Here is a 26,861-nt window from a genome sequence, read left to right as displayed (position 1 = left end):
CACGAAGCCATAGTAGTGGAAGGGATTCCCCCAAGGCTCAGGCCTCGCTGCGTTCCTGAATTTGCCGATTTCAGTCTGGCGAAGCCTGGCCCGGGGAATAGGGGGCGTGGGTTATTTGCTTGTTTGGAAGATTCTGTTACGGCAGCGGGCTAGTCGTCGCTCAAGTCCGTAAAGCAGTCGAAGTCGTCATAATCGTCCTCGACAAGGTGGAAGAAGTACTCCATTTCATATACCGCTTCCTGTGTAGGCCAGGTTGCGTAGCGGCTTTCGAATTTTTCGCTATCAAACCTTATGTCGGACAGGGCTTCCGCGAAGGGGACCTCTGTAAGGGGACGGCTGTAGGTGTACTCGTCGCTCCCGTTTTGGAACAGTCGTCCATCCGGCGAAATCATCAGGTAGCTTTCGGTCATCACGTCCTTGTCCTCGATATAGATAACCTGCTTTGTTTCCTGGTCTTGTCTATCGGACCCGTCTATTAAAAATGAGAGGGGCAATTCCGTGTGGCGCTTCAAGACGTTCGCCTGCATAAGGCCTTCATTGTAGTTGTTCCTGAGGAACGCGTAGAACTGGTAATCGCTAATGCCGGAATTTCCGTTGAACGGCCTCTGTCGCAAGATTTTCCACTTGTCGATATGGAGTTCGGCAAAACGCTCTACGAGAACCTCGTTGAAGTTGTGCTTGCTTACAACCGTATTCAGTTTAATCTTGATATCGGGATTAACCTTGCGAAGGTCCTCGATCTTTTGGCGCAAAGCGTCGAGACAGATGGTCTTTCCTCCGCATTCCCGCCCAATTTTCATGTTGGTTTCATGATCCAACGAGTCGATGGATATCCCGACTTGGGAAATCAGGTGCGCGAAGGGGCGGATATTTTCGAGGTGGCTGCCGTTGGTGATGATGGAAATATCCATTCCGTTTTCGTATGCCGTCTCTACAACGTTCCACAGGCGTTCGGGGAACATTATCGGCTCGCCTCCGACAATGTTGAGTCTGATGTTGAAGACTCCCTGACTGCGGAAATGGTCGCGGATGTTCACGATAATCTTTCGCACGTTTTCGGGATTGCTCCAGATTTCGGCAGGCTTGTTCCACTTGGCGAAGCAGAAACTGCAGCGATAGTTGCAGGCTTCGGTGATGTGCCAGTTGATGACGATTGTCTTGATGTTCATAATTCTTTTTCTCCTAGGTTTGTGGTGAATGTTTAGGCGATGATGAGACCGGTCTGGATGAGGAATTGGCGAAGGTAGCGGTTGTAATCGCGCCGCATCATTTCGTAGGCGTAGTTGTTGCTGGGAGTACTTGACACGATGAGTGTCTTGAAGCCTCCCTTAGATGTATGCTTAAGCGAAGGGTGTGTTTTACCTGGAATGAATCGCCAACGCTTGCTCCGGATGAGTGCGTTGCAGAATTCGTTGATACGTTTGTCGGCTGAGATGTAGATCATTGGGTACCTCGTAGTTAAATGTGATACCCACAATATATTATCAACTTGCGAACTCTATGTTCGTACGAACTGTATCTTCGTAGCAAGTATTTTTTTTAGAAAAAAATGTTCGGTTCTATATTTTTTTGCTTATATTTGATGATATAACAAAGCAACAAGGATGTTTTACCGATGCCGACTAATAAAAACGCTTATTATCGGATTAAAATTCTAGATAGACTGCTGTCAGAAAGCGTCGTTCGCCGGTATACGACGGGCGATTTGACAGATAAATGCAATGATGAACTTAAAGAAATTGGACAAAGCACAGTAACTCGTCGCTGCATAGAAGAGGATATACAATTTATTGAAAAAAATTTTGGAAAAATCGAAAGAATTCGATCGGGAAAAAAGAAAATATTACGCTATACCAATCAAACAGACAGCATTTTTAACCAAAAGATATCCCCATCTGAGCGAAAAATTTTACAAGCAGTTTCGCAGACTTTTGGAAAAATGGATGGTGTTGAAGACTTTGAATTATTGAATCAACTGAAGGATTCAGCAAACGACCAGGAACAGCCAATCATTATTTTTGAAAAAAATGAAGATTTGAACGGTCGCGATTTACTGCCAAAGCTTTTTAGACTGATTGAACGCAAAACCACCATAGAACTAAAATATCATCGCATCAAAGGAATTTGTCCCTTTTTTAGTTGAAAATCCAGGTCTCCAACTGGTGTAAATCTAGGCTATTAGCGCTTCATTGTCAAGTAATTTCATGCTCTTTTCCCGAAGTTTTTCGACAAGTTCGGGGATTTCCGCATAGCCGTCCAACCGTCTCCAGTTCTTTTCGCGGTGGAGGACCTCAGCGGCCATCCAGCGTTTGAACATTCCAATGTCCCTGTAGCGCTTCACGTTCTTCTCGATGGCGTCGAGACCGTTGAAGGTGGACTCGATTATGTTGGTCGTTATGAGCGACTTGCGCAGGAGCGCGGGGATGCCCAGCCGGTGGACCGTAAGCAGCCTCTCGCCGCCCTCGGAAAGCGATTTGGCGGCACTCGTGTTTATGCCTTCGAGCCACTCGTGGACCTTGAGAAGTTCCCTTCTCGCGTCCTCGTAGCCCACCATCCCGATGGCGTTGTTGTAGCGCCTGTCGAACTCGGCCCGGTACATCTCGGGCAGATGGGACTCGACGTTGCGCCTCTTGTGGATCACGCAGCGCTGGTGCTTGAGGTCCTTGCCGAAGCGGTCCTTGAGGGCGCGGTTGAGGCCCGTCCCGCCGTCGGTCACGAAGATGATGTCGGGGTGCAGGGCGAGGCCCCTGCTCTCCATGTCGGAAAGGAACGAACGGCACATTTCGGTGTTTTCCGAACTGCCCTGCCAGAGGCCAAGCACGCGCTTGTAGCCTTCCGCGTCAACGCCTATGGCGGCCATCACGACCTCGCCGCAGCGATGCATTGCGTCCATGAAGACGGCAACCGCCTCGAAGTCCTCCAGCCTGCGCTCGTTCAGTTCCTTCAGTTTCCTTGTGCATGCGGCAACGACCTTGCGCGACACCGACGACTTGCTTACGCCGAACGCCTCCCCGGCAGTCGAGAACACATCCTCGTAACGCCTCCCGGACAGGCCTGAGAGGCATGCGTGCAGCAGGTGCTCGGAGAACGCGTCGGGGTCTTTCAGACGGGCGTAGATACGCGATTTGACCTCGCCGTTTTCGTCCCTGAGCCTGGGTACGCGCACCTTCGCCTTGCCACCCGCGATGTACACGGAACCACCCTGGCTGGACCACTTCTTGAAGCCCTTCCTGGGGTGGTATGCTGCACCGCCGAGCTGTTCCCTTTCGGCCAGGAGTATCGCCTCCACGAGCCTTGCGCCCATCTCCCTCGACAGCGCGTCAAGGCAGCTTTTCCCCTGTTCGGCAAGGTCGGCCAGAACCACCCCGACACTGGTCGAAATGTCGATTTCTTCGCGGCGGACGATTGACAGTTTGGGGGTTCTTTTTGTACTTTTCATCATGGTGGTTATCCTCTTGCTTGGTGTTTTTTTGCTGAACCAAATTTACAAGTTGGAGACCACCTTTTTCTTTTTGGTTGCAGAAATTTCAACTAACTTTGGGGCATCTTCGCATCAAAGACGCTCAAAAACGGAATAAAAAACAAATATTCCCTCACGTCCTAAAGCAATGTAAAGGCAGATGGTTTCTGATTGGCACTACTGTTGATACAAAAGAGGTCATGTGCTATTCTATGGACCAAATAGAGGATATAAAGCCTCTACCAATAAAATACGAACCATATGATGGAAGATGGGATGAATATTTTGAAAGTGTAATTGGTGTTACAAAAAAAGCTGATGATACTCCACAGGATATTGTTTTCTGGGCCTCGCAGGATGAGTGTGCCTATTTGGCCGGTAAACCGGTCCATTCATCCATGACACCCCTAAAAAAGAACGATGCAGAACTTCGGAAAAGATATCGTCTTCCCGATGATGGAAAACTATTCCGCATTAATTGCATCGTCAATTTTGAGTTGAAAAGAGAAATGGCTTCAAAATTTGGGGAGAGAATTGTTCTTGAACCACCTTCTCTGCGAAAAGAAATAATTAATGATGTCAAGACAATGCTGAATCGATACAGAATGATTACTTCAAAGAGATCTAAGTTTGTTTAAATGGATCTATTCGTCACCAAATTATAAGGAGTTTTTCAATGAGTACAAGCTTACCGCAATTGCAAATCCTGCTAAATGATATGCTCGTTAATGCAAGAGCAAAAAGGACCCAACAGAATCTAAATATGTCTTTTGGCGAGAAAGATTACATAACGCTTTTAGATGTTAAAGCGCGTTTTTCAGAAATATGGAATGATCGCAATTTGTTCATGACTATTGATGAACTTAATAAGGAAAATGCGGGCGATTTCCTCATGGAGAACGCTATTTTTTATTTCTTTATGCGAACAATACAGATTAAAGATTCTGAGTTCTTTAAATTGGAATCAAACCAGCTGAAAGAGTTGATATTTAAAACTATTGGATATATACATTCCAACGCACTAATGGATGAAAGCCTTAAACGAGAGCGCGAGTATTTTGATAACGAAACAAGCGAAGGAAATAAGCCCGAAATTGAAGCTTTTTATCAACTACTAGAAGCAAAAATGCCAAAAGAAGAATATTATGATTATGCACTAGGTTTTTATGTTGCTTCCGCTTCAAAATACATGGAAAAAAAGAACCCGTATTGGTATTTAAACTTCAAATCAATAATTGACTATGTGGGCAACGCACGAAATCCTGAGAAATTCTCTGTATTAGTCAATGAAATCATAGTCAAGTATTTTTACCTCTTTTGCGACTTACAGACCATTGATAAGAAGTTCATGCATACAGAACTTGAACTGATTGAAAGACGAATTTCTAATCATAAATTAAAGGAAGATGTATTCTCCAACTGGAGTATAAAAGATATCTATGGCATGGTTTGCATTGATTGTCTTGTTCGTGATGACGTTAAGCAGAATATTCTTGAAGAGTTAATGGCCAAGGTGTTTTACAACGAATATTCCATCTCCTACTCCTTGCAGAGTAATAGAACTGCAGTTAAAGAAGCAAATGAATTTTGGAAAAGTAACTTGTTCGAAGACAAAATATTAAAAAATGACATTATCGGTTTCAACAGAGACGATTACTATACTACTCCCTATCAGCGAAGATGCCCCAAAGTTAGTTGAAATTTCTGCAACCAAAAAGAAAAAGGTGGTCTCCAACTTGTAAATTTGGTTCAGCAAAAAAACACCAAGCAAGAGGATAACCACCATGATGAAAAGTACAAAAAGAACCCCCAAACTGTCAATCGTCCGCCGCGAAGAAATCGACATTTCGACCAGTGTCGGGGTGGTTCTGGCCGACCTTGCCGAACAGGGGAAAAGCTGCCTTGACGCGCTGTCGAGGGAGATGGGCGCAAGGCTCGTGGAGGCGATACTCCTGGCCGAAAGGGAACAGCTCGGCGGTGCAGCATACCACCCCAGGAAGGGCTTCAAGAAGTGGTCCAGCCAGGGTGGTTCCGTGTACATCGCGGGTGGCAAGGCGAAGGTGCGCGTACCCAGGCTCAGGGACGAAAACGGCGAGGTCAAATCGCGTATCTACGCCCGTCTGAAAGACCCCGACGCGTTCTCCGAGCACCTGCTGCACGCATGCCTCTCAGGCCTGTCCGGGAGGCGTTACGAGGATGTGTTCTCGACTGCCGGGGAGGCGTTCGGCGTAAGCAAGTCGTCGGTGTCGCGCAAGGTCGTTGCCGCATGCACAAGGAAACTGAAGGAACTGAACGAGCGCAGGCTGGAGGACTTCGAGGCGGTTGCCGTCTTCATGGACGCAATGCATCGCTGCGGCGAGGTCGTGATGGCCGCCATAGGCGTTGACGCGGAAGGCTACAAGCGCGTGCTTGGCCTCTGGCAGGGCAGTTCGGAAAACACCGAAATGTGCCGTTCGTTCCTTTCCGACATGGAGAGCAGGGGCCTCGCCCTGCACCCCGACATCATCTTCGTGACCGACGGCGGGACGGGCCTCAACCGCGCCCTCAAGGACCGCTTCGGCAAGGACCTCAAGCACCAGCGCTGCGTGATCCACAAGAGGCGCAACGTCGAGTCCCATCTGCCCGAGATGTACCGGGCCGAGTTCGACAGGCGCTACAACAACGCCATCGGGATGGTGGGCTACGAGGACGCGAGAAGGGAACTTCTCAAGGTCCACGAGTGGCTCGAAGGCATAAACACGAGTGCCGCCAAATCGCTTTCCGAGGGCGGCGAGAGGCTGCTTACGGTCCACCGGCTGGGCATCCCCGCGCTCCTGCGCAAGTCGCTCATAACGACCAACATAATCGAGTCCACCTTCAACGGTCTCGACGCCATCGAGAAGAACGTGAAGCGCTACAGGGACATTGGAATGTTCAAACGCTGGATGGCCGCTGAGGTCCTCCACCGCGAAAAGAACTGGAGACGGTTGGACGGCTATGCGGAAATCCCCGAACTTGTCGAAAAACTTCGGGAAAAGAGCATGAAATTACTTGACAATGAAGCGCTAATAGCCTAGATTTACACCAGTTGGAGACCTGGATTTTCAACTAAAAAAGGGACAAATTCCCTATCAGCTATTTAACGCTGTTTTTTATGTATTCAAAGAGGATTTCAATCAGAATCCTGGAATTATCGCATGTCTTTACTTGTTGTCAACGGAAATGGATTCCGATTCATTCTTTAAATTCTTTTCATTAGAAAAAGAAAATGAAAGAGATGGCAAACTTGCTGTTCATTATCTGAGGAAAATTGATGATACTCTTAAACGAGAAAGTATAATTAATCGTAATTTAGAAATTAGAGGAGAACGAGGTAAAAATTATCGAAGATATCATAACATTTTCTCTGGATACAAAGATGCTATAAATAAGGGCAAAACTGAGGAATGTTTAAAATTGCAGAAAGAAAAGCAAAATCAGGAATTGGGAATTGACACTGAATTAGATTTAAAAAGAGATTTGCTGCAGCGCTTTCTTTGGCTTACTATTGTTTTCAAATGTGGTCTTTATTATGACAATGATGAAGATGTCTATAAGCGATATTCACAACGCGATAAAATGCTAATTCCATTTCTCAATGGATTGATGGGCAATGATTATGCAAACATTGAATATGTAAATGTGAATTTCAACGCACTCTTGAAAAAGATGGGTGTGGAAAACGAAATAGACTTGTCTATAGATAAAATAAAGAATTGCAAAAATGTTGTACTTTTAGTATACAATCTTTCCCGCGCCGAATTTAATAGTAGGGAATTTCTTATCAATGAGATTAACTCAATCAGGGAAATACAAAAAGAAAAACTACATGTTGACATAAAAGATGTTCCTAGGGGAGAAAAATTTCAAGCTAAGGCCGAGGAGATAAAAGAATATAACAAGGTTTCAAAAAGAAATCTTGAGAAACTAAAAAAGATTGACTGTGGATTTAAGTTGAATTCCTTCTCGCAAAGCTTTTATCCTTTTTCCGCAAGTTCTTTCCATTCAAAAGAAATTTGGTTAAAAGGTAATAAGCAAGGTCTGTTTTCATTTGGTTTTGAACATCGTGTTGACTGTAAATTGATTTGGGAAACAGATAATGAGTATTCCGATGGTGAATTGAATTGGCGTGTTATTAATGAAAGAGGGTTGACAACTAGATACTTATATCGAGATAGAAATTCCTATACGCATCATTCAGAGCATTCAAGTGTAAACGCTCTTATGGAGCCCAAAAACTGGGCGAACTTATTAAGGGCCTTAGCTTATTATTATCTGTTGCTAAGATGTTATTTGTGGAGTGAGAGAATCTGTCTTCGCGAAGGTTATAATATTCAAGAAGATGATACATTTTTCCAAAACCTATTCCTTCAATCAGAGGTTGAGGATATTTATAATATTCTCGTTTCATTGGTGCAAGAAAGTGCAGGCGTTATTATATCAAAACCGCCGGTTATATTTGACGACTGTAAATATGAAAAGACTCTTGGAAAAGACGCATCAACTGTTGATGAACTTTTGGCTTATATAGCAGAACACGGTGCAGCAGAAATTAAGATTTCTTATTCCAAAATTTCGGAAAAGCTTGACTCGAATTATGAAATATTTGAAAAGCGTCTTGAGCGATTACTGAAAATTATGTTCATGGTAAATGATTTTGATCCTGTTGATCAGAAGCACTCTGTCAAGTTTATGGATTTTTATAGCCAATACAATACGGAAATTTCCATTTATCTCATTTATATGGCATTTGCTATGAATTATTGTGACGATGTGAAGGTTGACTTACTTTAAAATACCCCCTATTCCACATTAGACTATGTAAACAGTGGTTTACATTCGTGCGGTTTTGTACCTTGTTTAACGGGGTGGATGTCCGCCCCCACAACAAGGAGGCCATCATGAAACGCGCAAACGTTATCCTGTTCATTGCCTTCGTTCTTCTCGTGACGACATCTTTTGCCGCAAGGACAGTCAAGTCCAAACAGGGCGACATAGATCTTGCCTTCGAGCGGGGCGGGAGCACCATAGTATGCACAGCAGGGTTCTACGATGAACTCACCGTCGTCAAGGAGGCAGATACGGATGTCCTCGTGCGCGGGAGTTGCGGTCAGGGTTGGGTTGACAAGGCAAAGGTCGAACTGGTGGCAAAGCCCGCAGGCGACAAGAGCCTCAGCTTCAACGAGTACAACATCGAAGGCTGGATTGATAATCTTTCGCTGATCGACGTCTTCTCGGACAACGTAGAAGATTTCGACGGGGTGAAGATTGACCGGGACTTCAAGGAGTACCTGACTCAGACGCTGGACCGTGAACAGATGGAGATGAGCCGCGGGGAAAACTGACCCAAAGGCAAGTCCCGAAAAATACCAAGGCCGGGTTCCATAAACGGGATTCGGCCTTTCCCGTATAAAAATTTTCGCGAGGGGGTGACACTTTTGCCCGGGTCGGGTGTTTCAATAATGTAAATTTATAGGGTCCGATGAAGAGTTTCCTTAAAAAGAGTTTCGTGTCGCCGGCTGTCTTGTCGGTCTTGCTCGTGGCCATTACTGCCTGCGACTTTCACGGGCCGTGGGAATACTACCCCGACGAGCGCGAGGTCTATACGGGCATATACACGTACGGCCACATTTCCGACTTCACGAATCCGGAAATCTGCTTTTCGAAGGTCTACGAACTAGACGAGGCATCGGCAGAAAACTTCGCGTTCTACGACAGTGCCTACGTGACTCTGCAGGGCAAGTTCAAGATAGGCGAGAACGGGTACGACACCACGATTGTCATGCGAACGATAGGCAATCCGAACTGCTTTAGGGCGAACGAGCGCGGAATCCTCGGCGAAAGTTACACGATGGATGCTTACTTTGTATGGGATAGCGCGGGCAGTACGGTAAAGTCGCGGTACACTGCGGTGGCATCTATCCCCAAGCCGGTCAAGGTCACGGGCCTGAACATCCCCAAGCAGGACGGCAGTTACGAATTCCGGGAATATACCGATGGCAAGGTAATCGGCGTGGACTTCCTTGAATTCCCGATGGACATGGAGTTCGTAAAATGCGCACTGGATTTCGACAAGTCCATCGGCGGTGTGCTCTCGGTATTGAATTACGACGCCTCTAGCGTGGAATCGCAGAACACGACAATCAACCAGATGCTCGAGGGCCTTACCGAAGCGGACTCCGCGGGGTACCGGGGCATCGCGATGCACGACCCGTTCGAAAGGCGACAGAACCTGGGCTACACGGAAAACCGCTGGATAGGCGGGTTCAACAATCTCGACACACTCTACCTGATGAACATGATGTTGCCCATCGGCGATATTTCCGTAGACATGTACACGACGGACCGCGCGTACGTGGATTACGAACGCAAAGTGAAGGAATCGGTAGGCGATTCGCGCGTGGTGCCGGAATCGAACATCGAGAACGGTATGGGCGTTTTCTTCGGGATGTCGAAGACATCGCTTGAACTGATCGTGCGTGGCGAAGGTGTGAACATGGACCATATCGCCATAAACGAATGCGACTACACGGGAAACGGCGACGAGGAAAGCTGGGAAACTCGCGCCTGCAGGCTGTACCAGGACATCGCCTGCGCGGGCGTATCGCTAACAGACATTTCGTCGGACCTGGTCTGGGGCAATGCGCACGCATACCAGTACTACGGGGACTCCTCTTACAGCAATCCCAACAGGGATTACAAGACCTGCTTCCCTTCACACGTGAAGATGGCCATGATGCTTGATACCACCAAGTGGTCGATATTCCTGCCCGATACCATCAGCGACGCGGACAAGTCGGAAGCGTATGCCGATGGTCTCAAGCGCTACTGCGTGGCGAGCAACTTCAAGAGCAACCACATAGCGGACTGCAGCGAACTTGAGGAACTGTGCCTGCAAAACACCGAGAAGAACTACTGCAAGGAATACCTTTGGGAATGGTGCGCCGACCGCGACTGGGATATGCTGGAATACGAGCAGTGCCGTAGCGCATTTGTGAGCCGCTATTACCTGGAAGAGCAGAAGTCGAGCATATTGAAGCGCGAGGTGGAAGAGATTTGCAACTACGCATTCCCGCACATTGACGAAGACGAAAACATAGACGCAGAATTTCGCACCCCGATTTGTGCGAACTGGTGCAAATACCGCGACGGAAACAGACCCTATCGCGTAGAATGCGAGTAAATGCTTTCAAATTAATATTCGTGGTGACACATTTGACGGGTTCGGGTGTTTTAATTATGTAATTTTGATACCTAACCATTGCGGAAAGTTATGAAACGTTTAAGATTATTGCCTTTCGTGCTGTTGGTGCTGCTTGTTTCGGGCCCGGCCCTTGCCGACCGCGCTTCCGAAATTCAGGACCTGAAGCTTGAGAAGGAAAAGCTGAATTCCGAAATCCAGAAACTGAACCGCCAGATATCATCGACCGATTCGATGCTCAAGGCGGACGATTCCCGCTACAGGACTCTGCAGCAGCGCTACAAGGCCGACACGGAACGCCGCCGTGCCGAAATCGATAGCCTGAACGCGAAGATAAAGGCGGTCGCAGGTGACCTGCAGGCGGAACGCAATAAGCAGGCTCGCGCGAAGAACCGTACAGACAACGTTGCTGCAAAGCGCAAGGCGCTGCGTACCGAACTTGCAGGTATCAGCAAGAGGCTTGAATCGCAGGTGGCGCAGACGGTCCCGTGGGAACTTGAAAGTAGGCTCGATCGCGTAAAATCCCTGACCCGCGATATCGAGAGCGGGAACGCGAGCGAGGAAGAGGGCTTTTCGCGCCTCAAGTCGCTCATTGCCGAAGAGACGAAGTTTGGCGACGAGGTAGCGATTATCAACAGTCCGCTCACCCGCAAGAACGGCGAGGTCATCAATGCCGCGATTTTGCGTATCGGGAACCAGTGGATGGTCTATAGCGACGAGAACGGCACGGTGTTCGGTGCGCTGGTGCGCAAGGTCGTGGACGGGAAAGTTGCATACGAATGGAACGAGGAATTGAACCTGGAAGAGCGCGCGGCGGTAAAGCTCGCGCTCGACGTGAAGCAGGCGAAGAAACCGCCCCAGATCGTGAAGTTGCCCGTGAGCCTCTCTATCGTGGGAGGTGAAAGATGAGATTAGACGAAAGACGAATGACGAAAGACGAAAGAACTGTAAGGTTGGTGAGCCTGCCGAACCAACTTAACTGTGGACGCGTTGTTAGCACCGCTCTAATTACATTGTTTCTTGCATCTACTGCATTCGCATGGCCGTGGTCTTCGGGCGAAAAGAAGTCTACCGCCGAGGACCAGGCGCGCATCAAGGATTCCCTGCAGATGGAAGAGGTGCGCGGCTTGCAGCGCGAGGTGGAGGCGCTTACCCGCATTCGCCTGCAGAAGGCGGACTCGCTCGAGAAACTCGAGGCGGAACACTGGCGCAAGCGCTATGCCGAGTCGCAACTGACCGAGGAGCACCAGGCGGCATCGCGTGAACTTGACGGCCGCTATTCCAAGCTCTCGACGGATCTTGGCCGCGTGAACGAGGAGGCCATGGCGAGCAGGAGCATGACGGGCGATGCCGAGGAGAAGGCGCAGGCCGACGAGTCGGCGTACGATGCGCTCAACACGCAGGTGAAGCTCTCGATTGACAAGACTCTCGGTGACGTGATGGGCGATTACCCGGTGGGCATGAACGGGCGCCTGATTCGCCTGAAGCAGGCCTCCGAGGATGCCGAAAAGAACGTGCCGAATACGGTTGGCGCGGTGCAGAATTTTATGAACGACCTGCTGCTGCGTCATGAACTGACCTACACGCAATTTTACGGGCGCGAGACTTCGCAGGTGGGCAACCGCCCCGACGTGAACGTGAACCGCTTGCGCCTGGGTACGGTCTTCTTGGGCGAGGTCGCGCAGGATAACGGCGAGGTGCAGGCGCTGCTCCGCTCGGGTGCGCTGCAGGGCAAGATATTCGAATGGAACGCGACGCTCCCTCCGGAGATGGCCGCGAATATAAAGCAGGCCGTATCGCAGGCCTCGGGGGCTTCCACGGTTGTCTCTATCCCGCTGGACGTACTGCAGAACAAGGCGGTCAAGAACGCGATTACCGACACGAAGGAACTTACCTGGCGCGAGGAATTCCAGGCGTTCTTCAGGAAGGGCGGTATCGTGATGTACCCGCTCATGCTGGTGGCGATTTTCGCGCTGCTGCTTTGCCTGGAACGCTTCCTGGTGCTCAGCTACCGCGGGCATCTGAGCCGCAGGTTTAATCGCAAGCTCGACGCCCTCGTGAAGGAAAGCCGCTACGAGGATGCGGCCGGTCTCTGCCTCAAGAAGGAAACGAGCCTCTCGATGGTGCTCTTTGCGGTGCTGAACCGCGCCCGCGACAAGCGCGAGGATGCGGAACGCGCCCTGCAGGAGGCTTTGCTCCGCGAGCAGCCGAAACTGGAACGCCGCATGGGGCTCCTCGCCGCGATGGGCTCGATTGCCCCGCTGCTCGGCCTACTCGGTACGGTTACGGGAATCATCACGCTCTTTACGGTGATTACCGAGGTGGGCACGAACGACGCGCGCGTGCTTGCGGGTGGCATTTCGGAGGCTCTCGTGACTACGGAAACGGGCCTCGTGATTGCAATCCCCGTGATGATTCTGCATGGCCTCCTGAGCGAAAAAATCGAGAAGGTCACGAGCGAGATGTACGTGCAGAGCACCGCACTCCTGAACCGCATTTTTGGCGCTTCGACGAGCTCGGCGACCGGTTCAAGATCAGAAAAGAACGAGGACCAATAAGTTCCCTGAGCTTGCCGAAGGGAACATATCTGGAAAGTAATGAAATGAGTAGCTACATGTACATATTGAAATGTTCTGACGGATCTTACTACACAGGTAGCACAAGAGAATTGGAAAAGCGCGTTATGGAACATAATATGGGTTTAGGGGCTAATTATACTCGTAAGCATCGTCCTGTAGAACTTGTTTACTTTGAAGAATTTCAAAGAGTTGATGACGCCTATGCAAGAGAAAAACAAATTCAAGGCTGGTCTCATTCAAAGAAAGAGGCTTTAATTCAAGGTCAGTTCGGCAAGCTCACCGACCTTTCTAAATCCAGCGCAAATAAACGCGAGTCTGCCTAGAATGACTAACACCCACTACATACTCATCGAGTCGCTCGAGAATACGTACCATGCCGGCGGCGTGGTAATGCTCCCGATTCTCTTGGCGGGTGTCGTGGGTTTCTACTACCTGTTTTCGAGCTGGTTCCGCATCGGGAGCGACTTTTTCCGCACCGACATCCACAAGGTCATCAAGCGCATGCGCGTGGACCTGAACGGCGGAATCGAGGAAGACGAGAAGAATGCGGAACCGCCCAGCGTGAAGAAGGCCCTCCGCAGGCTGCGCAAGCGAGGCGGGCTCCTCTCGCGGGAACTCTGCTATGCGATTGACGTCGCGAGCACCAATCCCGAGGGCTTCCGCGACTACATGCAGGTGCGCATGATGAAGACGGTGCGCTACATGGAGCAGGGAAACCACATCGTATCCGTGATGGCGTCTGCAGCGCCGTTGCTGGGCCTGCTCGGCACGGTGACGGGAATGGTTTCTACCTTCGAGGTAATTACGTTGTACGGGAACCAGAATCCGGTGCTCATGGCCGACGGTATCTCGGAGGCGCTCATCTCGACGCAGAGCGGACTCCTGGTGGCGTTCCCGCTCACGCTCCTGAAACAGCGCCTGGACGAGCGCGTAGAAATGCTGCGCCAGAAGATGGAACTCGGCGCGACCGTTATAGAGAATTATTTTGTAGAGAGGAAGTGCCCGTGATTCGTCATTGCGAGGCTTCGAAAGAAGCCGTGGCAATCTAGGAATGAAGGATTTATTATGGAATTCAACTTGCCGAGAAGAAAGCAGAAGGATATGGGCATCGAGATGGGCCCGCTGATGGACATCGTGTTCATCCTCCTCATCTTTTTCGTGGTGACGTCCTCGTTTACCCGCGAGACGGGCGTTGACGTGACGAAACCACAGGCACAGTCCGCAAGCCAGCTCGAGAAGGAGAACCTCTTGATTGCGATTACGCGCGAAGGGACAATCCACATGAACGAGCGGCAGGTGGACCTCGCGAGCCTGCAAGATATCTTGAAGCAGTCGCTTGCGAAGGCGCCCGACAGGGAAGCCGTTGTGATTGCGGATAAGGGTGCCGAGACGGGCGTGCTCGTGCAGGTAATCGACATGTGCAACCTGGCCGGAGTGAAGAAGGTCTCCATCGCGGCGCAGGCGGAGTAATTGATGATGGATGATTGATAGTTGATAATTGATGATGTGGAGTGTGAGATTTGGAATGTTTTGGAGTGTCATCCTGAGCGACCCCTGTAAAGGGGGAGTCGAAGGATCTAGATGTGAAGCGGTAATTAGAGTTTAATAGATAAAATATCAGAATAGATAGAATAATGGTATTGAAGTTTTTTAAAAAGTTGCTGAAGCGTTTTGCTATCCTCATCGCGGCAATCCTCGCGAGCTGTGCGCTCGTGTTCTCCGTGACGATGGCGAACCTATTCTTGACGGGCAAGGTATTTCACGAGAAGAAGTACAACAAGACGGAAATTGCCGTGAAGAAGGTGGAAGAAGTCGAGAAGAAGGTCGAGAAGAAAAAGCCTGCGCGCAAGCCCGACCGCCAGAAATCCAATTCGCGTTCCCCGAAGGCGGGGCCGCGTTTCGCGATGAACCTCGGGACGGCATCGGGTAACGCCGGCGCCGCCGTAAGCGAGGACATGGTGGCCGATTTCCGCGGCGGGACGCTTTCGACCGAAAAGGGAGACGTGGACAAGAAACCCGAAAGCAGGGCGTATCCGAACTTTCAGGTGCCCCCGCAGATCCGTGACCGCGAAATCGATGCGATGCTGCGGCTCAGTTTCTGTGTGGACGTGAACGGCAAGGCTTACGACATCAAGGTGCTGGAGGAATCTCCCTCAGGTTCCGGGCTCGCCGCCGCCGGCCGAGAGGCGCTATCGCGTATGACGTTCGCGCCAGCCGAAAAGGCGGGCAAGGCGGTGCCCTTCTGCGGGATGGAACAGCCGTTCGAAGTGAAGTTCAGGGACTGATGCGATGTGTAGTGTGTAATGTGGAATGTGAGGTGTGGAACGAAAAGCAATGTATGGTGTCATCCTGAGCGGAGTCACGAAGTGACGTAGTCGAAGGATCCAATGGAATTTATGAATTTGTTTAAATTGATAAATATTTTTTATGAATTGAGACGAGGCTTGCGTGGGCATCTCGCAGCCTATAATTCTCGTAGTCTCGTTGCCCGCGATTCCTTGCTAGTCGCCTTACTCTTTGCAATACCTGCTTTCGCGGCGCAATCCGCGTACGACCTGATGGAACGCGCGAACGCCCTCTACCGCGATGGCAAATTCAAGCAGGCCATCATGCTCTACCGCAAGGCGGAATCCCGCGGCGCGGACCCCGTCGCCACCAGTTTCAACATCGCGAACAGCTACTACCAGCAAAACGACCTGCCGAACGCCGCCGCCACGTACCGCAAGGCCGTCGACTTCTCGAACGGGGCGTTTTCCCCTGCGCTTTTCAACATGGCGAGCGTGTACTTTAGGCTCAAGCAGTACCCCGAATGCGTGGCGGCGTACCACAGGGCGTTGAAACTGGAGCCCGAAAACGTTTCGGGCTGGCTTTACCTCGGCGAAGCCTACGGTAAAACCGGCGACGCGGTCGGCGCGCTACGTGCCATCGAGAAGGCCTACCAGCTCGACAAGGAAGACATAAGCATTGTCTACCAGCTTTCGGAAGCGAACATCGCGCTGAACGATTTCGAGCGCGCCGTAGCCGTTATCCGCGAGGGCTACGCCGCGCACCCCGACGAAGTGGACTTTCTCGTGTATCTCGGTGACGTGTACCGCCTGAACAAGCAGTTCGAGGAAAGTGCAGCCGCTTACCGCGAAGCGCTGGGCGTCCGCCCTGACGATACCGCCACTATGTACAAACTAGCAGACATCCTCGCCGAAGACAACAAGCCGTTTATCGCGATGGACGTACTCAACAACCTGGTACAAATCAAGCCGGATTTCAGCGATGCGGCCATATTCCTTGGGAATCTCGCTTACGACGCGAAGTTCCTTGACCGCGCCGAATCCGCATACGAACTTGCGGCAAAACAGGGCAACGCGGAATCCGTTTTCGGGTTCAAGAACATGGCCTACGATGCCCACGCCGAAAAGCGCGATGGCGAGGCGCTCCGCCTGCTGCGTGTCGCGCAGAAGTACTTCCCCGACGATATCACCGTGCAGGCCGACATCCTGGAATTCGAGAAGAACTAAAAAGTCCGGCGAGTGAGCCGGACAAATTTTAATCCTTCACGCAGCGGACTGGGTTATAGCACTCTTCGTCGTTATAGTCCCATACTTCCGCTTCATTTTCTAATCCCCTTATTACAATGTAGTATTGGGTCGAGGATGCATAATATACCCATAGACGTCCATATTCACCCAAAGAATGGAATCCATCATCGCTGCAATAGCATCCAGCGCCCACAAAGGAGAGCCCGTATGTATCAGTCCCGGGTGTAATTCCTGTTTTCCATCCCTTTGCCGACATCAACGGGAGTGCGTGTCCGCTAGCAAGATTTACAAGGTCTTGCGCCTCCTTATTTGTCGGGATATGCCACCCGTCAGGACAGATTCCCTGGATGTGGCCGGTACCCAGGTCGCATGAAGATTTATAGGCACAACTGGAGGAATTCATCGCCGCGCTGCGGCTATAAAAGTGACCGTATAGTTCGCAGAAACGGTCGTCGTCGTTGAAACAGGTAGATACTCCAATTTCGTTGCCGGCATAGTTCAGGTTTTCCGCCATCCAGATTGTTCCCTTGACATCCACGGTCTTGTATGTCTTGCCGTCGCGCGGGTCCGTCATGGTGCCATATTCGATGTCCGGGTTGAACTGCTCGCCAGCGGCTTCCAAGTACGGCTCGGCGTCTTCTTGCTTGGCTCTAGAAGAACTGCTCAAGGACCCGCTGCTTGACGAGTTGGCAACAGGGGTATCCGATATGCAGCGTACGGGGAGGGAAAGTTCATGGCTGTTATAGGTACTTAAGTCCAATGTTGCATCTTCGCCGTCAATGAGGAGGTAATTCTGGCTGTAGGAGGAGGATCTGTAAACCCAGTAGAAAGCGTAGCCGCCCTTGGAATCGTAATTACCGCCATCACGTGTGCCCGGAGCAATGAAGGAAAGCCCGTAGGTATTTTCACCGTTTACAGAGGAGCCCCAGCCCTTGGCCGATATTATTTTTTCCGCATAGTTTGAGCCTACGTAACTTATCATGGAATTGGCTTCGTCATACGATAGCACGTGCCAGCCGTCGGGGCATATTCCCTGAATGGGACCGTCACCCAAACTGCATGAACGACCGAAAGCGCAACTGAAGGAATTCATCGCTGCGTCACGGCTGTACAGGCGGCCCATGAGTTCGCATTCGCTCTCCTTTTCGTGGTAGCACGTGTTGTGCCCTTCCAGGAGCGGGACAATGCTCGAGTCGGAGAAGTTCAGGTTCTCCGCCATCCAGGTCTGTCCATTGAATTCTATGGTCTTGTATGTCTTGCCGTCGCGCGGGTCGGTCATTGTGCCGTAGGTCAGGCTTGGGTTGAATAGGTCTTCCTTGGAACTTATGGAGAAACTGCTGGAAGGGTTCTCGCTGGACCATACGCTGGTGTAGTAGCTGCTCGATGAGCTGTAGCTGCTGCTCGACGAGCGGTAAGAACTGCTGCTCGACCTTGCCGAGGAACTGGAGTAGCTGCTCGAGGAGACTGGGTTAGCCTTCCCTTTAACGCAACGGACTGAGCTATAATATTCTGAATCCTTATAACTCATAACCTCTACGATAGCGTTTGAGCCTCCGAGTAGCAGGTAATGCTGATATGTGTCCGGCGCGTAGGCCCATGTCACTTCGTACCTGTTGATGTCCTCGAAACCGTCGTCGGAATCCCAGTTCCCCGCTCCCAGGAAGGAGAGCCCGTAAGTATCTGTTCCGTCGTTATAACTCCAGGTTGATCCCATTGATTTATAACGCGGTGCATAGTCGCCTACGAAATTCACGAGGTCTTCCATTTCCTCCACGGTCGGGATATGCCATCCGTCTGGGCAGATTCCCTGGATGGGGCCTTCACCCAGGTCGCAGCTCGACAGATATTCGCACCGTGAATCGTCCATCGCGGCATCGCGGCTGTACAGGCGACCAAACTGCGCGCAAAGCGAATCTCTGTTATTGTAGCAGGGGGCCTTTCCTACGTTATTGCCGGAGTAGTTCAGGTTCTCCGCCATCCAGAGCTGGCCATTCACGACGACAGTCCTGTATGTCTTGCCGTCACGCGGGTCTGTCATGGGGCCATAGTCGATATCCGGATTGAACACTTCCTCATAGGAATAGCTGCTCGACGAGCGGTAAGAACTGCTCGAACTTTCCGCCCGATGGAACTCGCGGCCCTCAGCGGTGAGCGTGTCAGTATCGCCGACCCAGATGTACACGGAGTCGCGGGAGTCGAACTCGCAGTAATAGCTGTCCTTGTCGCGCCCCACGATGGCCTCGCGACCCTCGCGAACGTCGTTGCAGGGGTACTCCGCAAATTCCTTGGTCGATGTGAACGCGTAGTCATACCCGCGGTTCCTCGAAACCGGGGCAAAGTCGTCATCGTCACTGCAGGCAGTAAAAAAAGCCGTTGCCGCAGTCAGGGCACACAGGCTAGGCAGGTATCTAAGCACGGAATGTTTCATTCATCCTCCTTTAACATCCCGCATAAAATATACCTAAAATGTCGGGTTCTCCGGTTATGCGTTTCGGTTTTTCCTATATTCATTACGTACAAATACCGGAGTTTTTTATGGAAATCAAATGGCTTAATCCCGATGCAAAGTTTGACCGCCTCGTCCTTGCAGGCGACATTGGCGGCACCAACACGAACCTTGGCCTCGTGGGCTACAAGGATGGAAAGTTCACGCTGATTCTTGAAACGGTGTGCCCCTCCAAGGATATCGACGGTCTTGACGCTCCTATCCGCGAGACGCTCAAGCTTGCCGCGGAAAGCCGTGCTGACCTCAAACCGAGCCACGTGTGCATCAGTGCCGCGGGTCCGGTGGCTGCCAACAAGTGCGTCATGACGAACCTCCCGTGGAGCGTGGATGGCGATGCCCTCACCGCAGCGACCGGCATCCCGACCCTTGTCATCAACGACTTCATGGCCATCAGCTACGGTATCCCCACTCTCGACGTGGACGACCCGAAGCAGATTTTCAAGCTCACGCATACCGACGGTAGCCAGCCTGCCCCGCAGAAGGCGACCAAGGCTGTGATTGGCCCGGGTACCGGCATGGGTGTCGGCTTCCTTGCCTTCGACGGCGAGAAGTACATCCCCGCTTCCTCGGAAGGCGGGCATTCCACCTTCGCTCCGTTCGACAAGGATTCGCAGGAATTCCACGACTACATGGAAAAGAAGATTGGTACCGTGCCCGGTGTGGAACCGCTCGTGTCTGGCATGGGGCTCCGCAACATGTACGAATGGTGGAAGGAGACCCGCGGCGTTCCCGATAACGAAGCCTTCAAGAAGATTGAGGAAACTGAACCCAACGATCGCCCGAAGTACATCAGCCGCGCGAGCGACACCGACCCGGTGGCTGCCGAGATGATGCGCCTGTTCGTGAAGATGCTCGCCCGCTTTGCAAGCGATGCCTCCACGCTGTTCTTGCCCCTGGGTGGCCTCTACCTGGCCGGCGGTACGGTGCAGAAGGACCTGCGCTGGCTCGAGCGCGACAACCTGTTCATGAAGTATTTCGAGAAGAACTACAACCCGAACATCCGTCCGCTATTGAACAAGATTCCGGTGTACATCATCAAGGATTATAGCATTAGTTTGTACGGAGCCGCAAATGCGAGCCTGAACCTGCAGAAGTAATCTGCTTCGGTTAGCCGTAGATAAAGCCAAGCGTAATGGCCACTGCGACCAGCAGCACGATTTGCTTGAGAATATGTACTTCGTGTGAACTCATGGCCATAAAATACAATTATAGGGTGGCAAAAAACCACCCTGTAAGAAGCAAATAATTTTACAGGGGTAAACGCGTGATGTGGATTACGCAAAATGCGTGTTTACAACACTTTTTATGGCGAAATTGAGCGAAAAATGAAGATTTTTTTACGTTAGGAGCTCTTCGGGGACGCATTCCGCCATGGCCTCGTAGGCCCTTGCGCTCGGGTGCAGGTGGTCGCCCGAATCGAAACCGCTACTGAATGCCTTCGGGTTCTCGTGCCCGCGGACTGCCTTGTCGAAGTCCACGCAGCCGTCGAATTCCGGTGCAGTTCTGAGCCACTGGTTGAACGCCATGCGGACAATGTCGCGGTTCTCGTTGTAGGTGCGCCAGCCGTAAATGGGCAGGAGGGTCCCGCTATAAACTTTTAGCCCGAGCTTGCGCGCGTGCGTAATGTAGAGCGAGCGCACCCCGTTGATGAGGTCGTCGGCCGTGGGCATGTCGCTCCACGGGCGGAACTTGTTCACCTCGACTCCGACAGGGTGGATGATGTCGTTTATACCGTGTTGCACTATGACTGCGCGTGCACCTGCGACGTTCATCTCGATGGGGAAGCGCGTGGCGCCCTTCAGGCCGTATGCCGCATACGTGATGCAGCTGTATTCCCGCAAGATGCGTGTGCCGCTTACCGCGCGCCGGATAATCGCCACGTTGTTGAACCCCTCGCGGGCACAGCGCAGCGTGAGGTAGTCGGGCCAGTCCTGAGCGGTAATCGAATCGCCGAAGCATACGAGCGCGAAGTTCTTCTCTTCGGTGAGGATGTCGACCGTATTGAGGAAGTAAATCCAGTTTGTCTTGCGCGTGAGATTGTCGGGGAGTTCGGCAGACTTCGCGAAGTTGCCGTAGCTGTACTTGCCGCCCGAAAGCGGACCCGTGATTGCCGTGCCCGCGTTCATCTGCGTGAAGCCCGCGAAGTACAGGCTCACGTCGAGAGTCTCGCCCGCGGTCACGTCGAATGCGATTTCGTCGCTCAGGATTTCTTCGCCCGCGGGAATGGTGCCGGAGGTGTGCCCTCCGAACGTGATGGGGGTCGGAACATCTTTAGCAACATACGCCTCGCTAATCGTCACGGGTTCCGTGCCGGTGAGGTTCGAGAAATGGAACCGCAACTTGTTGCCCGAAAAGCACGCGCGTATCGGGTAACGCAGTGTCAGGTCCTTCGCGTAGGTCGCTTCCTTGCGGTCGGTGATGGAGGTCGCGTTGCCCCAGCAGGCAACCCATTTCGAATACATCTCTGGCATGTACCAAAGATAGATATTTCGGGAGGAAAAATGTATCTTTAACGTATGGCCGATTCACTTGACGAAAAGCACATTGAAACTCGCACGAACCTTGCTGCGACTCTTGCCGCACAAGACGCTACAAACCGTGCTACCCGAACTTCGGCAGACCCCGCTGCCCAAGATGCCGCGGACCGTGCCGCCCGAACTTCAGCAGACACCGCTGCCGCGGCTCGCAAGGCCCGCATCAAGAAGATGCGCGGGTGGCTTTCTCCGCGTGATACTGTGGCCGACGACTTCGGGCCCGAAGACGCCACCCTCTATTACGGCGAAGGTCATTCCGGCTGGAACAGGTAGCTTAGGAACCGGTAGGTTAGTATCCCAAAGCCTTGGCGCGGTCGCGGATATTTTCTTTATACAGAGCCTTGCTCTTTTCGCTCATAAAAGATTTATCCAGCATTTCTTCCATGACGGGCACGGCGTCAATCGCCTGTTTTATGAACCTGCGGGCGCGACTTTCGACAACCCCGATTCTCCTGGCGAATTCCATAAAATCCGGAGTGCCGTAAAAACCATTCGCATCGTAAAAGGGTGTCTTGAAATCGTCCTCGTCCTTGAACAGGTCCAACGCCGTACGGGATTGCTCGTTAGGGATATGGAGCGACGTATTCAGCAAGTCGTACGCAGGAGTTAAATCGTACACGTCAAGATTCTCGACGCTATTTTGCAGAGAAAAATTCTTGGCATGCGCATCGCCGTTGCAGACAAGATAATTGAACAGGACTATCCTGAAGAAGACTTCCACGGCGACATCGGCCGCGCTCACGTTCTCGCGGATCAACTCGGCAATGCGCTCGTACGACCCCTTGTACTTGTAGTCTTCGCCATCCCTTTCGGGAACAAGCCCCGCAATCTGGGCAAAGTCGCTCTGGCTCAGGCGGAAACCTGCATACTCGCCGCTGTCTACCACGTCGAAACGCTTGGTCGCAAACACTGCGTCGCCGTTCTCGAAATAAAGCAGGGCCGATAGCGCGGTCGGGATTTTGAAAATCGTACGCGCCATCAACATGGTCACATGCTCGTTGGCCGGGGCATCCTGGTAGTTCTCGTAATGCGAAGGCAGGATGGGCTTGAGGATGTGCGTCCCGCCCCTGTCGGCACTCGTCAGTTTCTTGTTGTCGACCCGCGCCGAAAACTTGGTCTGCACACCGGAAATCGAAATCCTCTTGACCGAACCGTCGGGGGCGAAGGCCAGTTGCGGAGCGTTATAATCCAGACGCGCATCAAAATTCGAAACGCCGAACAGCGCCTTCGAGCAGGCGCTACAGAAATCCCGTTCGGTCTCCTTCAGGCAGCAATGGCAAAGCCCCATCAGCGCCCCCTCTCGCGCACGGTGACTGCGCCGATCGTCTCGTAATTGGCAAGTTTCAAGAGCATCGTGAACTTGTCGGAATGCGGGATGCCGAGGCGCTTGCAAAAGAACGCCTTGTTCGCGCCTTCCGGCAGCAAGCCCTGAAAATACGGGAACAGAAAAGGCGAACTGAAGAAGCGCTTCTTCTTGGGCATGTCCAGGGCGATGGACGGATTCTTTGACGCGATGTATTGCGGGGTGTAGAGGAAGGCAAAGCGCCTCCCGTTTTGCAGAAGGTGCCCCGCCAGCATATCGTTGTAGTACACGCAGGCGCTACGGACTTTCGTTACGCTATTCATGCCTTACCCGCTCGCTCAAGGTGACCACGAAACCGAGAGGCCTAACCATCTTGTTCAGCACGTTTATGGACGGGTTCGCCTTTCCCTGCTCGACAGAGTTGATGGTTCTGGGAGAAATGCCGGACATTTCGGCTAGGTCCTGCTGGGATAGCCCCTTTTTCTTCCGCCTTTCTGCGATTTGTTTGCCGATTTCTTCCATTTGACGAACCTTGATACCGCAATATATTGCAGTTTTTAGGTTAAAATATATAATTGCCGTCCTTTTGTCAATAGAAAACCGCAATATATTGCAGAATTTTCGTTGAAGCGGATTTTTGTATATTTAGAATAGCCGGTCAGGTGGCCGGCCCCGTATTATAAGATCGTCTATCCGCGTTTGTCGCGGAGACGGTCTTTTTTTATGCGGTGAAAATGGAAAAGCCCAAAAAAGGAGTACAGATGAAGGAATTTGAAATGGTGGGAATGCGCACGATAGGCAATGTGGAGCTGCTGCAGAAACCGCATGCGCGCATCGGCGTTTTCGCGTCGCGGCAGCTGGATAGCGTGGGGAGCATTGTCAAGGAGCAGTGGGCGGTAGCGAAGGGCCGGCAACGCAAGTGCATTGTCGGCACGTTCCATTCGCGCTCGGAATGCGAGATACTTTACCTTGTTCTGAAATATGGCGGTTCTGCCGTGTGGTTCATGGGTTGCAAGCTGCCGGATACCCTGCCCGATTTCTGCAAGAAGGCCGTGAAGAGCGGGCGCCTGCTGATGGTGTCGTGCTTCAACCGCGAACGGCACAACCTCGCGACGGCAAAGTTCTGCATGCACATGGTCGATCTTGCATCGAGCTACCTCGTGTTCTGGGCGCTGAAAGGCAGCCGGATGCTCGGGCCCATTCACGCCCGCGCCGTCGCCCGCGGCAAGTGGGTGGAATGCTTTTGAGGGAAACTGGGCGGGAAAATGTGTAACATCCCATGAAAATTGGGCAGGAAAATGTGTTTTTGCCTGATTTTTGTAATGTTTTAGGAAGAAAGGCTGATTCTTATATATTTCACCACGTCACCACCTTATTTACGACTTCACGCTGTTCACTGGCCGTCTGGCGCAAGTATATACGAGTCGTTTCGATATGTTCGTGCCCCATAAGGTCGGCAAGCAAAGCGATGTCGTTTCTCTTTTCCAGAAAGTTCTTAGCAAAGCGGTGACGAAACGAATGTGGATAAATGACGGCTTCATCTAGGCCATACTTCTTTGCAAACGTTTTCAGTTGCGAGGCAATCCCCCGCGGGGTAATCTGCTTGCCAAAACGGTTTAGGAACAGGTATCCGCTGGAACGGCCTTCACTTTCCAACCAACGCAAAGATTCTTTTTGCAATGTCTCAGGAATGTAGAGCCGACGCAACTTTCCGCCTTTTCCGTAAATGTCAAAATATCCGCACTCTACATGTTCTACCTTGAGTTTCACCAGTTCGCCCACGCGGGCGCCCGTCGCCGAAAGAAACCACACCACAAAATACCACTTGGTTTGGCCATCTTGCAATAGACTCGTCTTCAAGAATCTGTAATCGGCATTGCTGATGACATTTTCAAGAAAACTTTTTTGCTGAACCTTGACATTCTTGATCCGTAACTTCGATTTGCCTGCAAAATCCAAATACTTGTTGATGCCCTGAATTCGCAAATTAACAGTTTTGGGTTTGTAATTTTCTAAAAGAAAACTCTTATAATCAGCCAGCGACTTACGACCGAACCGTCCGAAATGCGACTTGAAGAAGTCCGCTGTCCAGCAATACGAATCCATCGTATTGACAGCAAGGTTCTGCCCTTCCAGATACTGGTAAAACGAAGGTCTTTCTGCAAGGTAGAAAACGAAACAATCCATCGCAAGTATCTCCTCTCCTTATTGAAAAAGGTCTGCTGCCGTCACACATCCTTGAACACAGGATTCATATTTCCCTTTAGCCAATCCAAAGGGGGTAATCATGGTCAGGTGCAAAGTCTTGTTCGTTCGCACATTCTCTCTAAAAATATCACGTCGTTCTTTAAGCCAATCTGCATAATCTTTTTTGATTTCAAACGGTCGATCGCAATACTTGATTTCGCATAAGTCAATCACCCTATCGCTCCGATCAATAACCAAATCTATCTGTGCGCCGTTCTCTCCTTTTTTAGTCCATGAGCAAACATCACTTGCAATCCCTGATATGCCCAAAGCTTTTTTTATTTGGTTTATATGGTGTATGCAAACCTGTTCATAAGCGTAACCTTGCCAAGCATTGCGTTTGCCATTGGGCAAATGACTCCAGGCATTTTCATCCATGCCGTTATAATTCTTGACAAACCGCACAAAGAACAGTGTGAACATGTCCGTCAGCTGGTATAACGCTTCGTTTCTTCTTTTTCCGAAAGATTGATAATGCCGAATAAAATCGCATTTTTCCAAATTATCAAGAACTATCGAGAAAAAACCATTGTCCAAAAGTTTAAGATTCGACATCATCTCGCTACGAGTCATGCCAATCATTTTTGACGATAAAAGTTCCACAACTTTCTTGTATGCTTGTGCTTCGCTATAAAGCGAGTTAAAAAGGAAGTCATATTCCGTTTTTAACACCGCGTTACGCTTAAAAAACAGGTTGTCTATATTTTGCCGCAAACTTAAAGAGGGGCTCAACAGAGACAAATAATAAGGAACTCCACCCAATACCATGTAAGTCTCGATAACTTCCATATCGGACCAGTCAAAGCCCATATAAGTCAAGTATTGACTTGTTTCGTGCAAGGTGAACGGAGAAAGGCAAATCGGCATTGTCACACGATTGTGCAAACCGCCCTTATCACCTAGCAGTTTATTAATCATCCAGGTTGTGGCGCTGCCACAAACAATCAGCTTTAGTCGATTGCAATCAGAACCCCAGCTGTTCCAAAACATTTCAAGAGCCTTTAGGAAATTCGATTTGGGAGTATCGAGCCAAGGCAATTCATCAATAAAAACGACAAACCGTTCCTTTTTTAAGGATTGCAGATACTCTTGAAGCTGATCAAAAGCCTCAAACCAATCTTTAGGCGTATTCCTTCTCTGTTTACTGTATTTCAGTAACTGCTTTTGCCAATTTTTCAATTGTTTAGAACGAGAGACCTGATAGACTCCAGTCGTATAAAAATCAAACGAGCTTTCAAAGAACTGCTTTACCAGAAAAGTCTTGCCGATTCTCCTGCGACCATATATCGCGACAAACTCAGCTCTTTCACTATCCACACACCTTTGGAGAACTTTTTTCTCCTCATGACGCCCGATAATTGAGCGAATTTCGCCAAAAATGCCCGATTGCACTGCGGAAAGTGCACCTTTCACCCCACTTTCCGCCATGTAATAAGCACTTTTTTCGCAAATTGAGCAAATTTGCGGCATTTTGATACTA

General features: G+C 50.7%; 27 protein-coding genes. 17 read left to right on the top strand and 10 right to left on the bottom strand.

Annotated features, from left to right (window positions below; genetic code table 11):
- Positions 1 to 149: 149 nt before the first annotated feature.
- On the bottom strand, positions 150 to 1,169 hold the full coding sequence (locus CRO08_RS16245; RefSeq protein WP_097037079.1) for a viperin family antiviral radical SAM protein: 1,020 nt from the start codon (positions 1,167 to 1,169) through the stop codon (positions 150 to 152).
- A 32-nt stretch (positions 1,170 to 1,201) separates the two neighbouring features.
- Complete coding sequence (locus CRO08_RS16240) at positions 1,202 to 1,444, bottom strand: hypothetical protein (protein WP_097037078.1); 243 nt, start codon at positions 1,442 to 1,444, stop codon at positions 1,202 to 1,204.
- A gap of 171 nt (positions 1,445 to 1,615) precedes the next feature.
- Between CRO08_RS16240 and CRO08_RS16235 the strand changes: the two genes are divergently transcribed.
- The gene (locus tag CRO08_RS16235; protein WP_097037077.1) at positions 1,616 to 2,143 is read left to right on the top strand and encodes a hypothetical protein; all 528 of its coding nucleotides are present in this window, start codon (positions 1,616 to 1,618) and stop codon (positions 2,141 to 2,143) included.
- Between the two features lie 27 nt (positions 2,144 to 2,170).
- Here CRO08_RS16235 and CRO08_RS16230 read toward each other — a convergent pair whose 3' ends face one another.
- On the bottom strand, positions 2,171 to 3,442 hold the full coding sequence (locus CRO08_RS16230) for an IS256 family transposase (RefSeq protein ID WP_097034567.1): 1,272 nt from the start codon (positions 3,440 to 3,442) through the stop codon (positions 2,171 to 2,173).
- 74 nt (positions 3,443 to 3,516) lie between these two features.
- Between CRO08_RS16230 and CRO08_RS16225 the strand changes: the two genes are divergently transcribed.
- From CRO08_RS16225 to CRO08_RS16165, 13 genes are all read left to right on the top strand, one after another.
- Positions 3,517 to 4,098 carry a WYL domain-containing protein gene (locus CRO08_RS16225; RefSeq protein ID WP_097037076.1) on the top strand — a complete coding sequence of 194 codons (582 nt, stop codon included), beginning with the start codon at positions 3,517 to 3,519 and terminating at the stop codon, positions 4,096 to 4,098.
- A 38-nt stretch (positions 4,099 to 4,136) separates the two neighbouring features.
- Positions 4,137 to 5,159 carry a hypothetical protein gene (locus CRO08_RS16220; protein WP_097037075.1) on the top strand — a complete coding sequence of 341 codons (1,023 nt, stop codon included), beginning with the start codon at positions 4,137 to 4,139 and terminating at the stop codon, positions 5,157 to 5,159.
- Between the two features lie 85 nt (positions 5,160 to 5,244).
- A complete protein-coding gene (locus tag CRO08_RS16215) occupies positions 5,245 to 6,516 on the top strand; it encodes an IS256 family transposase (protein WP_097034567.1) in 1,272 nt (423 codons plus the stop codon).
- Positions 6,517 to 6,661: 145 nt separating this feature from the next.
- Complete coding sequence (locus CRO08_RS16210) at positions 6,662 to 8,272, top strand: hypothetical protein (protein ID WP_097037074.1); 1,611 nt, start codon at positions 6,662 to 6,664, stop codon at positions 8,270 to 8,272.
- A 107-nt stretch (positions 8,273 to 8,379) separates the two neighbouring features.
- Positions 8,380 to 8,823 (top strand): hypothetical protein, encoded by a 444-nt coding sequence (locus CRO08_RS16205; protein ID WP_097037115.1) that lies wholly within the window; start codon positions 8,380 to 8,382, stop codon positions 8,821 to 8,823.
- A 137-nt stretch (positions 8,824 to 8,960) separates the two neighbouring features.
- Positions 8,961 to 10,661: a hypothetical protein gene (locus CRO08_RS16200; RefSeq protein WP_097037073.1), complete on the top strand. Its 1,701-nt coding sequence runs from the start codon at positions 8,961 to 8,963 to the stop codon at positions 10,659 to 10,661.
- Positions 10,662 to 10,751: 90 nt separating this feature from the next.
- Positions 10,752 to 11,588 carry a DUF3450 family protein gene (locus CRO08_RS16195; protein ID WP_097037072.1) on the top strand — a complete coding sequence of 279 codons (837 nt, stop codon included), beginning with the start codon at positions 10,752 to 10,754 and terminating at the stop codon, positions 11,586 to 11,588.
- The gene (locus CRO08_RS16190) at positions 11,585 to 13,237 is read left to right on the top strand and encodes a MotA/TolQ/ExbB proton channel family protein (protein WP_255252431.1); all 1,653 of its coding nucleotides are present in this window, start codon (positions 11,585 to 11,587) and stop codon (positions 13,235 to 13,237) included. The genes CRO08_RS16195 and CRO08_RS16190 overlap by 4 nt, the downstream gene beginning before the upstream one ends.
- A gap of 56 nt (positions 13,238 to 13,293) precedes the next feature.
- Entirely contained in the window at positions 13,294 to 13,581 is a 288-nt protein-coding gene (locus tag CRO08_RS16185; protein WP_369684807.1) for a GIY-YIG nuclease family protein, read from the top strand.
- A gap of 1 nt (position 13,582) precedes the next feature.
- Positions 13,583 to 14,266 (top strand): MotA/TolQ/ExbB proton channel family protein, encoded by a 684-nt coding sequence (locus CRO08_RS16180; RefSeq protein WP_072811763.1) that lies wholly within the window; start codon positions 13,583 to 13,585, stop codon positions 14,264 to 14,266.
- A gap of 57 nt (positions 14,267 to 14,323) precedes the next feature.
- Positions 14,324 to 14,728, top strand: coding sequence for a biopolymer transporter ExbD (locus CRO08_RS16175; RefSeq protein ID WP_072798016.1), 405 nt, complete (start codon positions 14,324 to 14,326; stop codon positions 14,726 to 14,728).
- A gap of 170 nt (positions 14,729 to 14,898) precedes the next feature.
- Positions 14,899 to 15,543 (top strand): energy transducer TonB, encoded by a 645-nt coding sequence (locus tag CRO08_RS16170; RefSeq protein WP_097037114.1) that lies wholly within the window; start codon positions 14,899 to 14,901, stop codon positions 15,541 to 15,543.
- Between the two features lie 147 nt (positions 15,544 to 15,690).
- On the top strand, positions 15,691 to 16,770 hold the full coding sequence (locus CRO08_RS16165; RefSeq protein ID WP_255252430.1) for a lipopolysaccharide assembly protein LapB: 1,080 nt from the start codon (positions 15,691 to 15,693) through the stop codon (positions 16,768 to 16,770).
- 28 nt (positions 16,771 to 16,798) lie between these two features.
- Here CRO08_RS16165 and CRO08_RS16160 read toward each other — a convergent pair whose 3' ends face one another.
- Complete coding sequence (locus CRO08_RS16160) at positions 16,799 to 19,219, bottom strand: FISUMP domain-containing protein (protein ID WP_097037069.1); 2,421 nt, start codon at positions 19,217 to 19,219, stop codon at positions 16,799 to 16,801.
- 107 nt (positions 19,220 to 19,326) lie between these two features.
- Between CRO08_RS16160 and CRO08_RS16155 the strand changes: the two genes are divergently transcribed.
- Positions 19,327 to 20,394 (top strand): glucokinase, encoded by a 1,068-nt coding sequence (locus tag CRO08_RS16155; RefSeq protein ID WP_176495185.1) that lies wholly within the window; start codon positions 19,327 to 19,329, stop codon positions 20,392 to 20,394.
- A 240-nt stretch (positions 20,395 to 20,634) separates the two neighbouring features.
- Here CRO08_RS16155 and CRO08_RS16150 read toward each other — a convergent pair whose 3' ends face one another.
- A complete protein-coding gene (locus tag CRO08_RS16150) occupies positions 20,635 to 21,768 on the bottom strand; it encodes an SGNH/GDSL hydrolase family protein (protein ID WP_097037067.1) in 1,134 nt (377 codons plus the stop codon).
- Between the two features lie 45 nt (positions 21,769 to 21,813).
- Between CRO08_RS16150 and CRO08_RS16145 the strand changes: the two genes are divergently transcribed.
- Entirely contained in the window at positions 21,814 to 22,104 is a 291-nt protein-coding gene (locus CRO08_RS16145) for a hypothetical protein (protein WP_097037066.1), read from the top strand.
- A gap of 16 nt (positions 22,105 to 22,120) precedes the next feature.
- Here the strand turns inward: CRO08_RS16145 and CRO08_RS16140 are convergent, their stop codons facing one another.
- The 3 genes from CRO08_RS16140 to CRO08_RS16130 are packed head-to-tail and all read right to left on the bottom strand — an operon-like array spanning position 22,121 to position 23,656.
- Complete coding sequence (locus CRO08_RS16140; RefSeq protein WP_097037065.1) at positions 22,121 to 23,119, bottom strand: HipA domain-containing protein; 999 nt, start codon at positions 23,117 to 23,119, stop codon at positions 22,121 to 22,123.
- Positions 23,119 to 23,457, bottom strand: a complete 339-nt coding sequence (locus CRO08_RS16135) for a HipA N-terminal domain-containing protein (RefSeq protein ID WP_097037064.1) — start codon at positions 23,455 to 23,457, stop codon at positions 23,119 to 23,121. The genes CRO08_RS16140 and CRO08_RS16135 overlap by 1 nt, the downstream gene beginning before the upstream one ends.
- A complete protein-coding gene (locus CRO08_RS16130) occupies positions 23,450 to 23,656 on the bottom strand; it encodes a helix-turn-helix domain-containing protein (RefSeq protein ID WP_072811780.1) in 207 nt (68 codons plus the stop codon). Before CRO08_RS16130 ends, CRO08_RS16135 begins: the two co-directional genes overlap by 8 nt.
- Before the next feature lie 239 nt (positions 23,657 to 23,895).
- Between CRO08_RS16130 and CRO08_RS16125 the strand changes: the two genes are divergently transcribed.
- Positions 23,896 to 24,381 (top strand): hypothetical protein, encoded by a 486-nt coding sequence (locus tag CRO08_RS16125; protein WP_141398434.1) that lies wholly within the window; start codon positions 23,896 to 23,898, stop codon positions 24,379 to 24,381.
- 109 nt (positions 24,382 to 24,490) lie between these two features.
- Here the strand turns inward: CRO08_RS16125 and CRO08_RS16120 are convergent, their stop codons facing one another.
- Both CRO08_RS16120 and CRO08_RS16115 read right to left on the bottom strand, forming a co-directional pair.
- On the bottom strand, positions 24,491 to 25,240 hold the full coding sequence (locus tag CRO08_RS16120; RefSeq protein ID WP_369684806.1) for a tyrosine-type recombinase/integrase: 750 nt from the start codon (positions 25,238 to 25,240) through the stop codon (positions 24,491 to 24,493).
- A gap of 99 nt (positions 25,241 to 25,339) precedes the next feature.
- A complete protein-coding gene (locus CRO08_RS16115) occupies positions 25,340 to 26,851 on the bottom strand; it encodes an ATP-binding protein (protein ID WP_217990607.1) in 1,512 nt (503 codons plus the stop codon).
- Positions 26,852 to 26,861 lie beyond the last annotated feature (10 nt).

Source organism: Fibrobacter sp. UWT3 (assembly GCF_900230125.1).
In the GTDB taxonomy this organism is placed as follows: domain Bacteria; phylum Fibrobacterota; class Fibrobacteria; order Fibrobacterales; family Fibrobacteraceae; genus Fibrobacter.
The sequence above is the reverse complement of the archived record's forward strand: the minus strand, read 5'-3'. Positions and strand labels throughout refer to the sequence as shown.

Coding starts and splice junctions, on each gene's coding strand:
- CRO08_RS16185 (WP_369684807.1), top strand. CDS start 13,294: ATGTACATATTGAAATGTTCTGACGGATCTTACTACACAGGTAGCACA.
- CRO08_RS16145 (WP_097037066.1), top strand. CDS start 21,814: ATGGCCGATTCACTTGACGAAAAGCACATTGAAACTCGCACGAACCTT.
- CRO08_RS16240 (WP_097037078.1), bottom strand. CDS start 1,444: ATGATCTACATCTCAGCCGACAAACGTATCAACGAATTCTGCAACGCA.
- CRO08_RS16205 (WP_097037115.1), top strand. CDS start 8,380: ATGAAACGCGCAAACGTTATCCTGTTCATTGCCTTCGTTCTTCTCGTG.
- CRO08_RS16155 (WP_176495185.1), top strand. CDS start 19,327: ATGGAAATCAAATGGCTTAATCCCGATGCAAAGTTTGACCGCCTCGTC.
- CRO08_RS16200 (WP_097037073.1), top strand. CDS start 8,961: ATGAAGAGTTTCCTTAAAAAGAGTTTCGTGTCGCCGGCTGTCTTGTCG.
- CRO08_RS16120 (WP_369684806.1), bottom strand. CDS start 25,240: ATGGATTCGTATTGCTGGACAGCGGACTTCTTCAAGTCGCATTTCGGA.
- CRO08_RS16125 (WP_141398434.1), top strand. CDS start 23,896: ATGAAGGAATTTGAAATGGTGGGAATGCGCACGATAGGCAATGTGGAG.
- CRO08_RS16220 (WP_097037075.1), top strand. CDS start 4,137: ATGAGTACAAGCTTACCGCAATTGCAAATCCTGCTAAATGATATGCTC.
- CRO08_RS16195 (WP_097037072.1), top strand. CDS start 10,752: ATGAAACGTTTAAGATTATTGCCTTTCGTGCTGTTGGTGCTGCTTGTT.
- CRO08_RS16150 (WP_097037067.1), bottom strand. CDS start 21,768: ATGCCAGAGATGTATTCGAAATGGGTTGCCTGCTGGGGCAACGCGACC.
- CRO08_RS16245 (WP_097037079.1), bottom strand. CDS start 1,169: ATGAACATCAAGACAATCGTCATCAACTGGCACATCACCGAAGCCTGC.
- CRO08_RS16215 (WP_097034567.1), top strand. CDS start 5,245: ATGATGAAAAGTACAAAAAGAACCCCCAAACTGTCAATCGTCCGCCGC.
- CRO08_RS16135 (WP_097037064.1), bottom strand. CDS start 23,457: ATGAATAGCGTAACGAAAGTCCGTAGCGCCTGCGTGTACTACAACGAT.
- CRO08_RS16160 (WP_097037069.1), bottom strand. CDS start 19,219: ATGAAACATTCCGTGCTTAGATACCTGCCTAGCCTGTGTGCCCTGACT.
- CRO08_RS16140 (WP_097037065.1), bottom strand. CDS start 23,119: ATGGGGCTTTGCCATTGCTGCCTGAAGGAGACCGAACGGGATTTCTGT.
- CRO08_RS16235 (WP_097037077.1), top strand. CDS start 1,616: ATGCCGACTAATAAAAACGCTTATTATCGGATTAAAATTCTAGATAGA.
- CRO08_RS16190 (WP_255252431.1), top strand. CDS start 11,585: ATGAGATTAGACGAAAGACGAATGACGAAAGACGAAAGAACTGTAAGG.
- CRO08_RS16130 (WP_072811780.1), bottom strand. CDS start 23,656: ATGGAAGAAATCGGCAAACAAATCGCAGAAAGGCGGAAGAAAAAGGGG.
- CRO08_RS16230 (WP_097034567.1), bottom strand. CDS start 3,442: ATGATGAAAAGTACAAAAAGAACCCCCAAACTGTCAATCGTCCGCCGC.
- CRO08_RS16210 (WP_097037074.1), top strand. CDS start 6,662: ATGGATTCCGATTCATTCTTTAAATTCTTTTCATTAGAAAAAGAAAAT.
- CRO08_RS16115 (WP_217990607.1), bottom strand. CDS start 26,851: ATGCCGCAAATTTGCTCAATTTGCGAAAAAAGTGCTTATTACATGGCG.
- CRO08_RS16175 (WP_072798016.1), top strand. CDS start 14,324: ATGGAATTCAACTTGCCGAGAAGAAAGCAGAAGGATATGGGCATCGAG.
- CRO08_RS16180 (WP_072811763.1), top strand. CDS start 13,583: ATGACTAACACCCACTACATACTCATCGAGTCGCTCGAGAATACGTAC.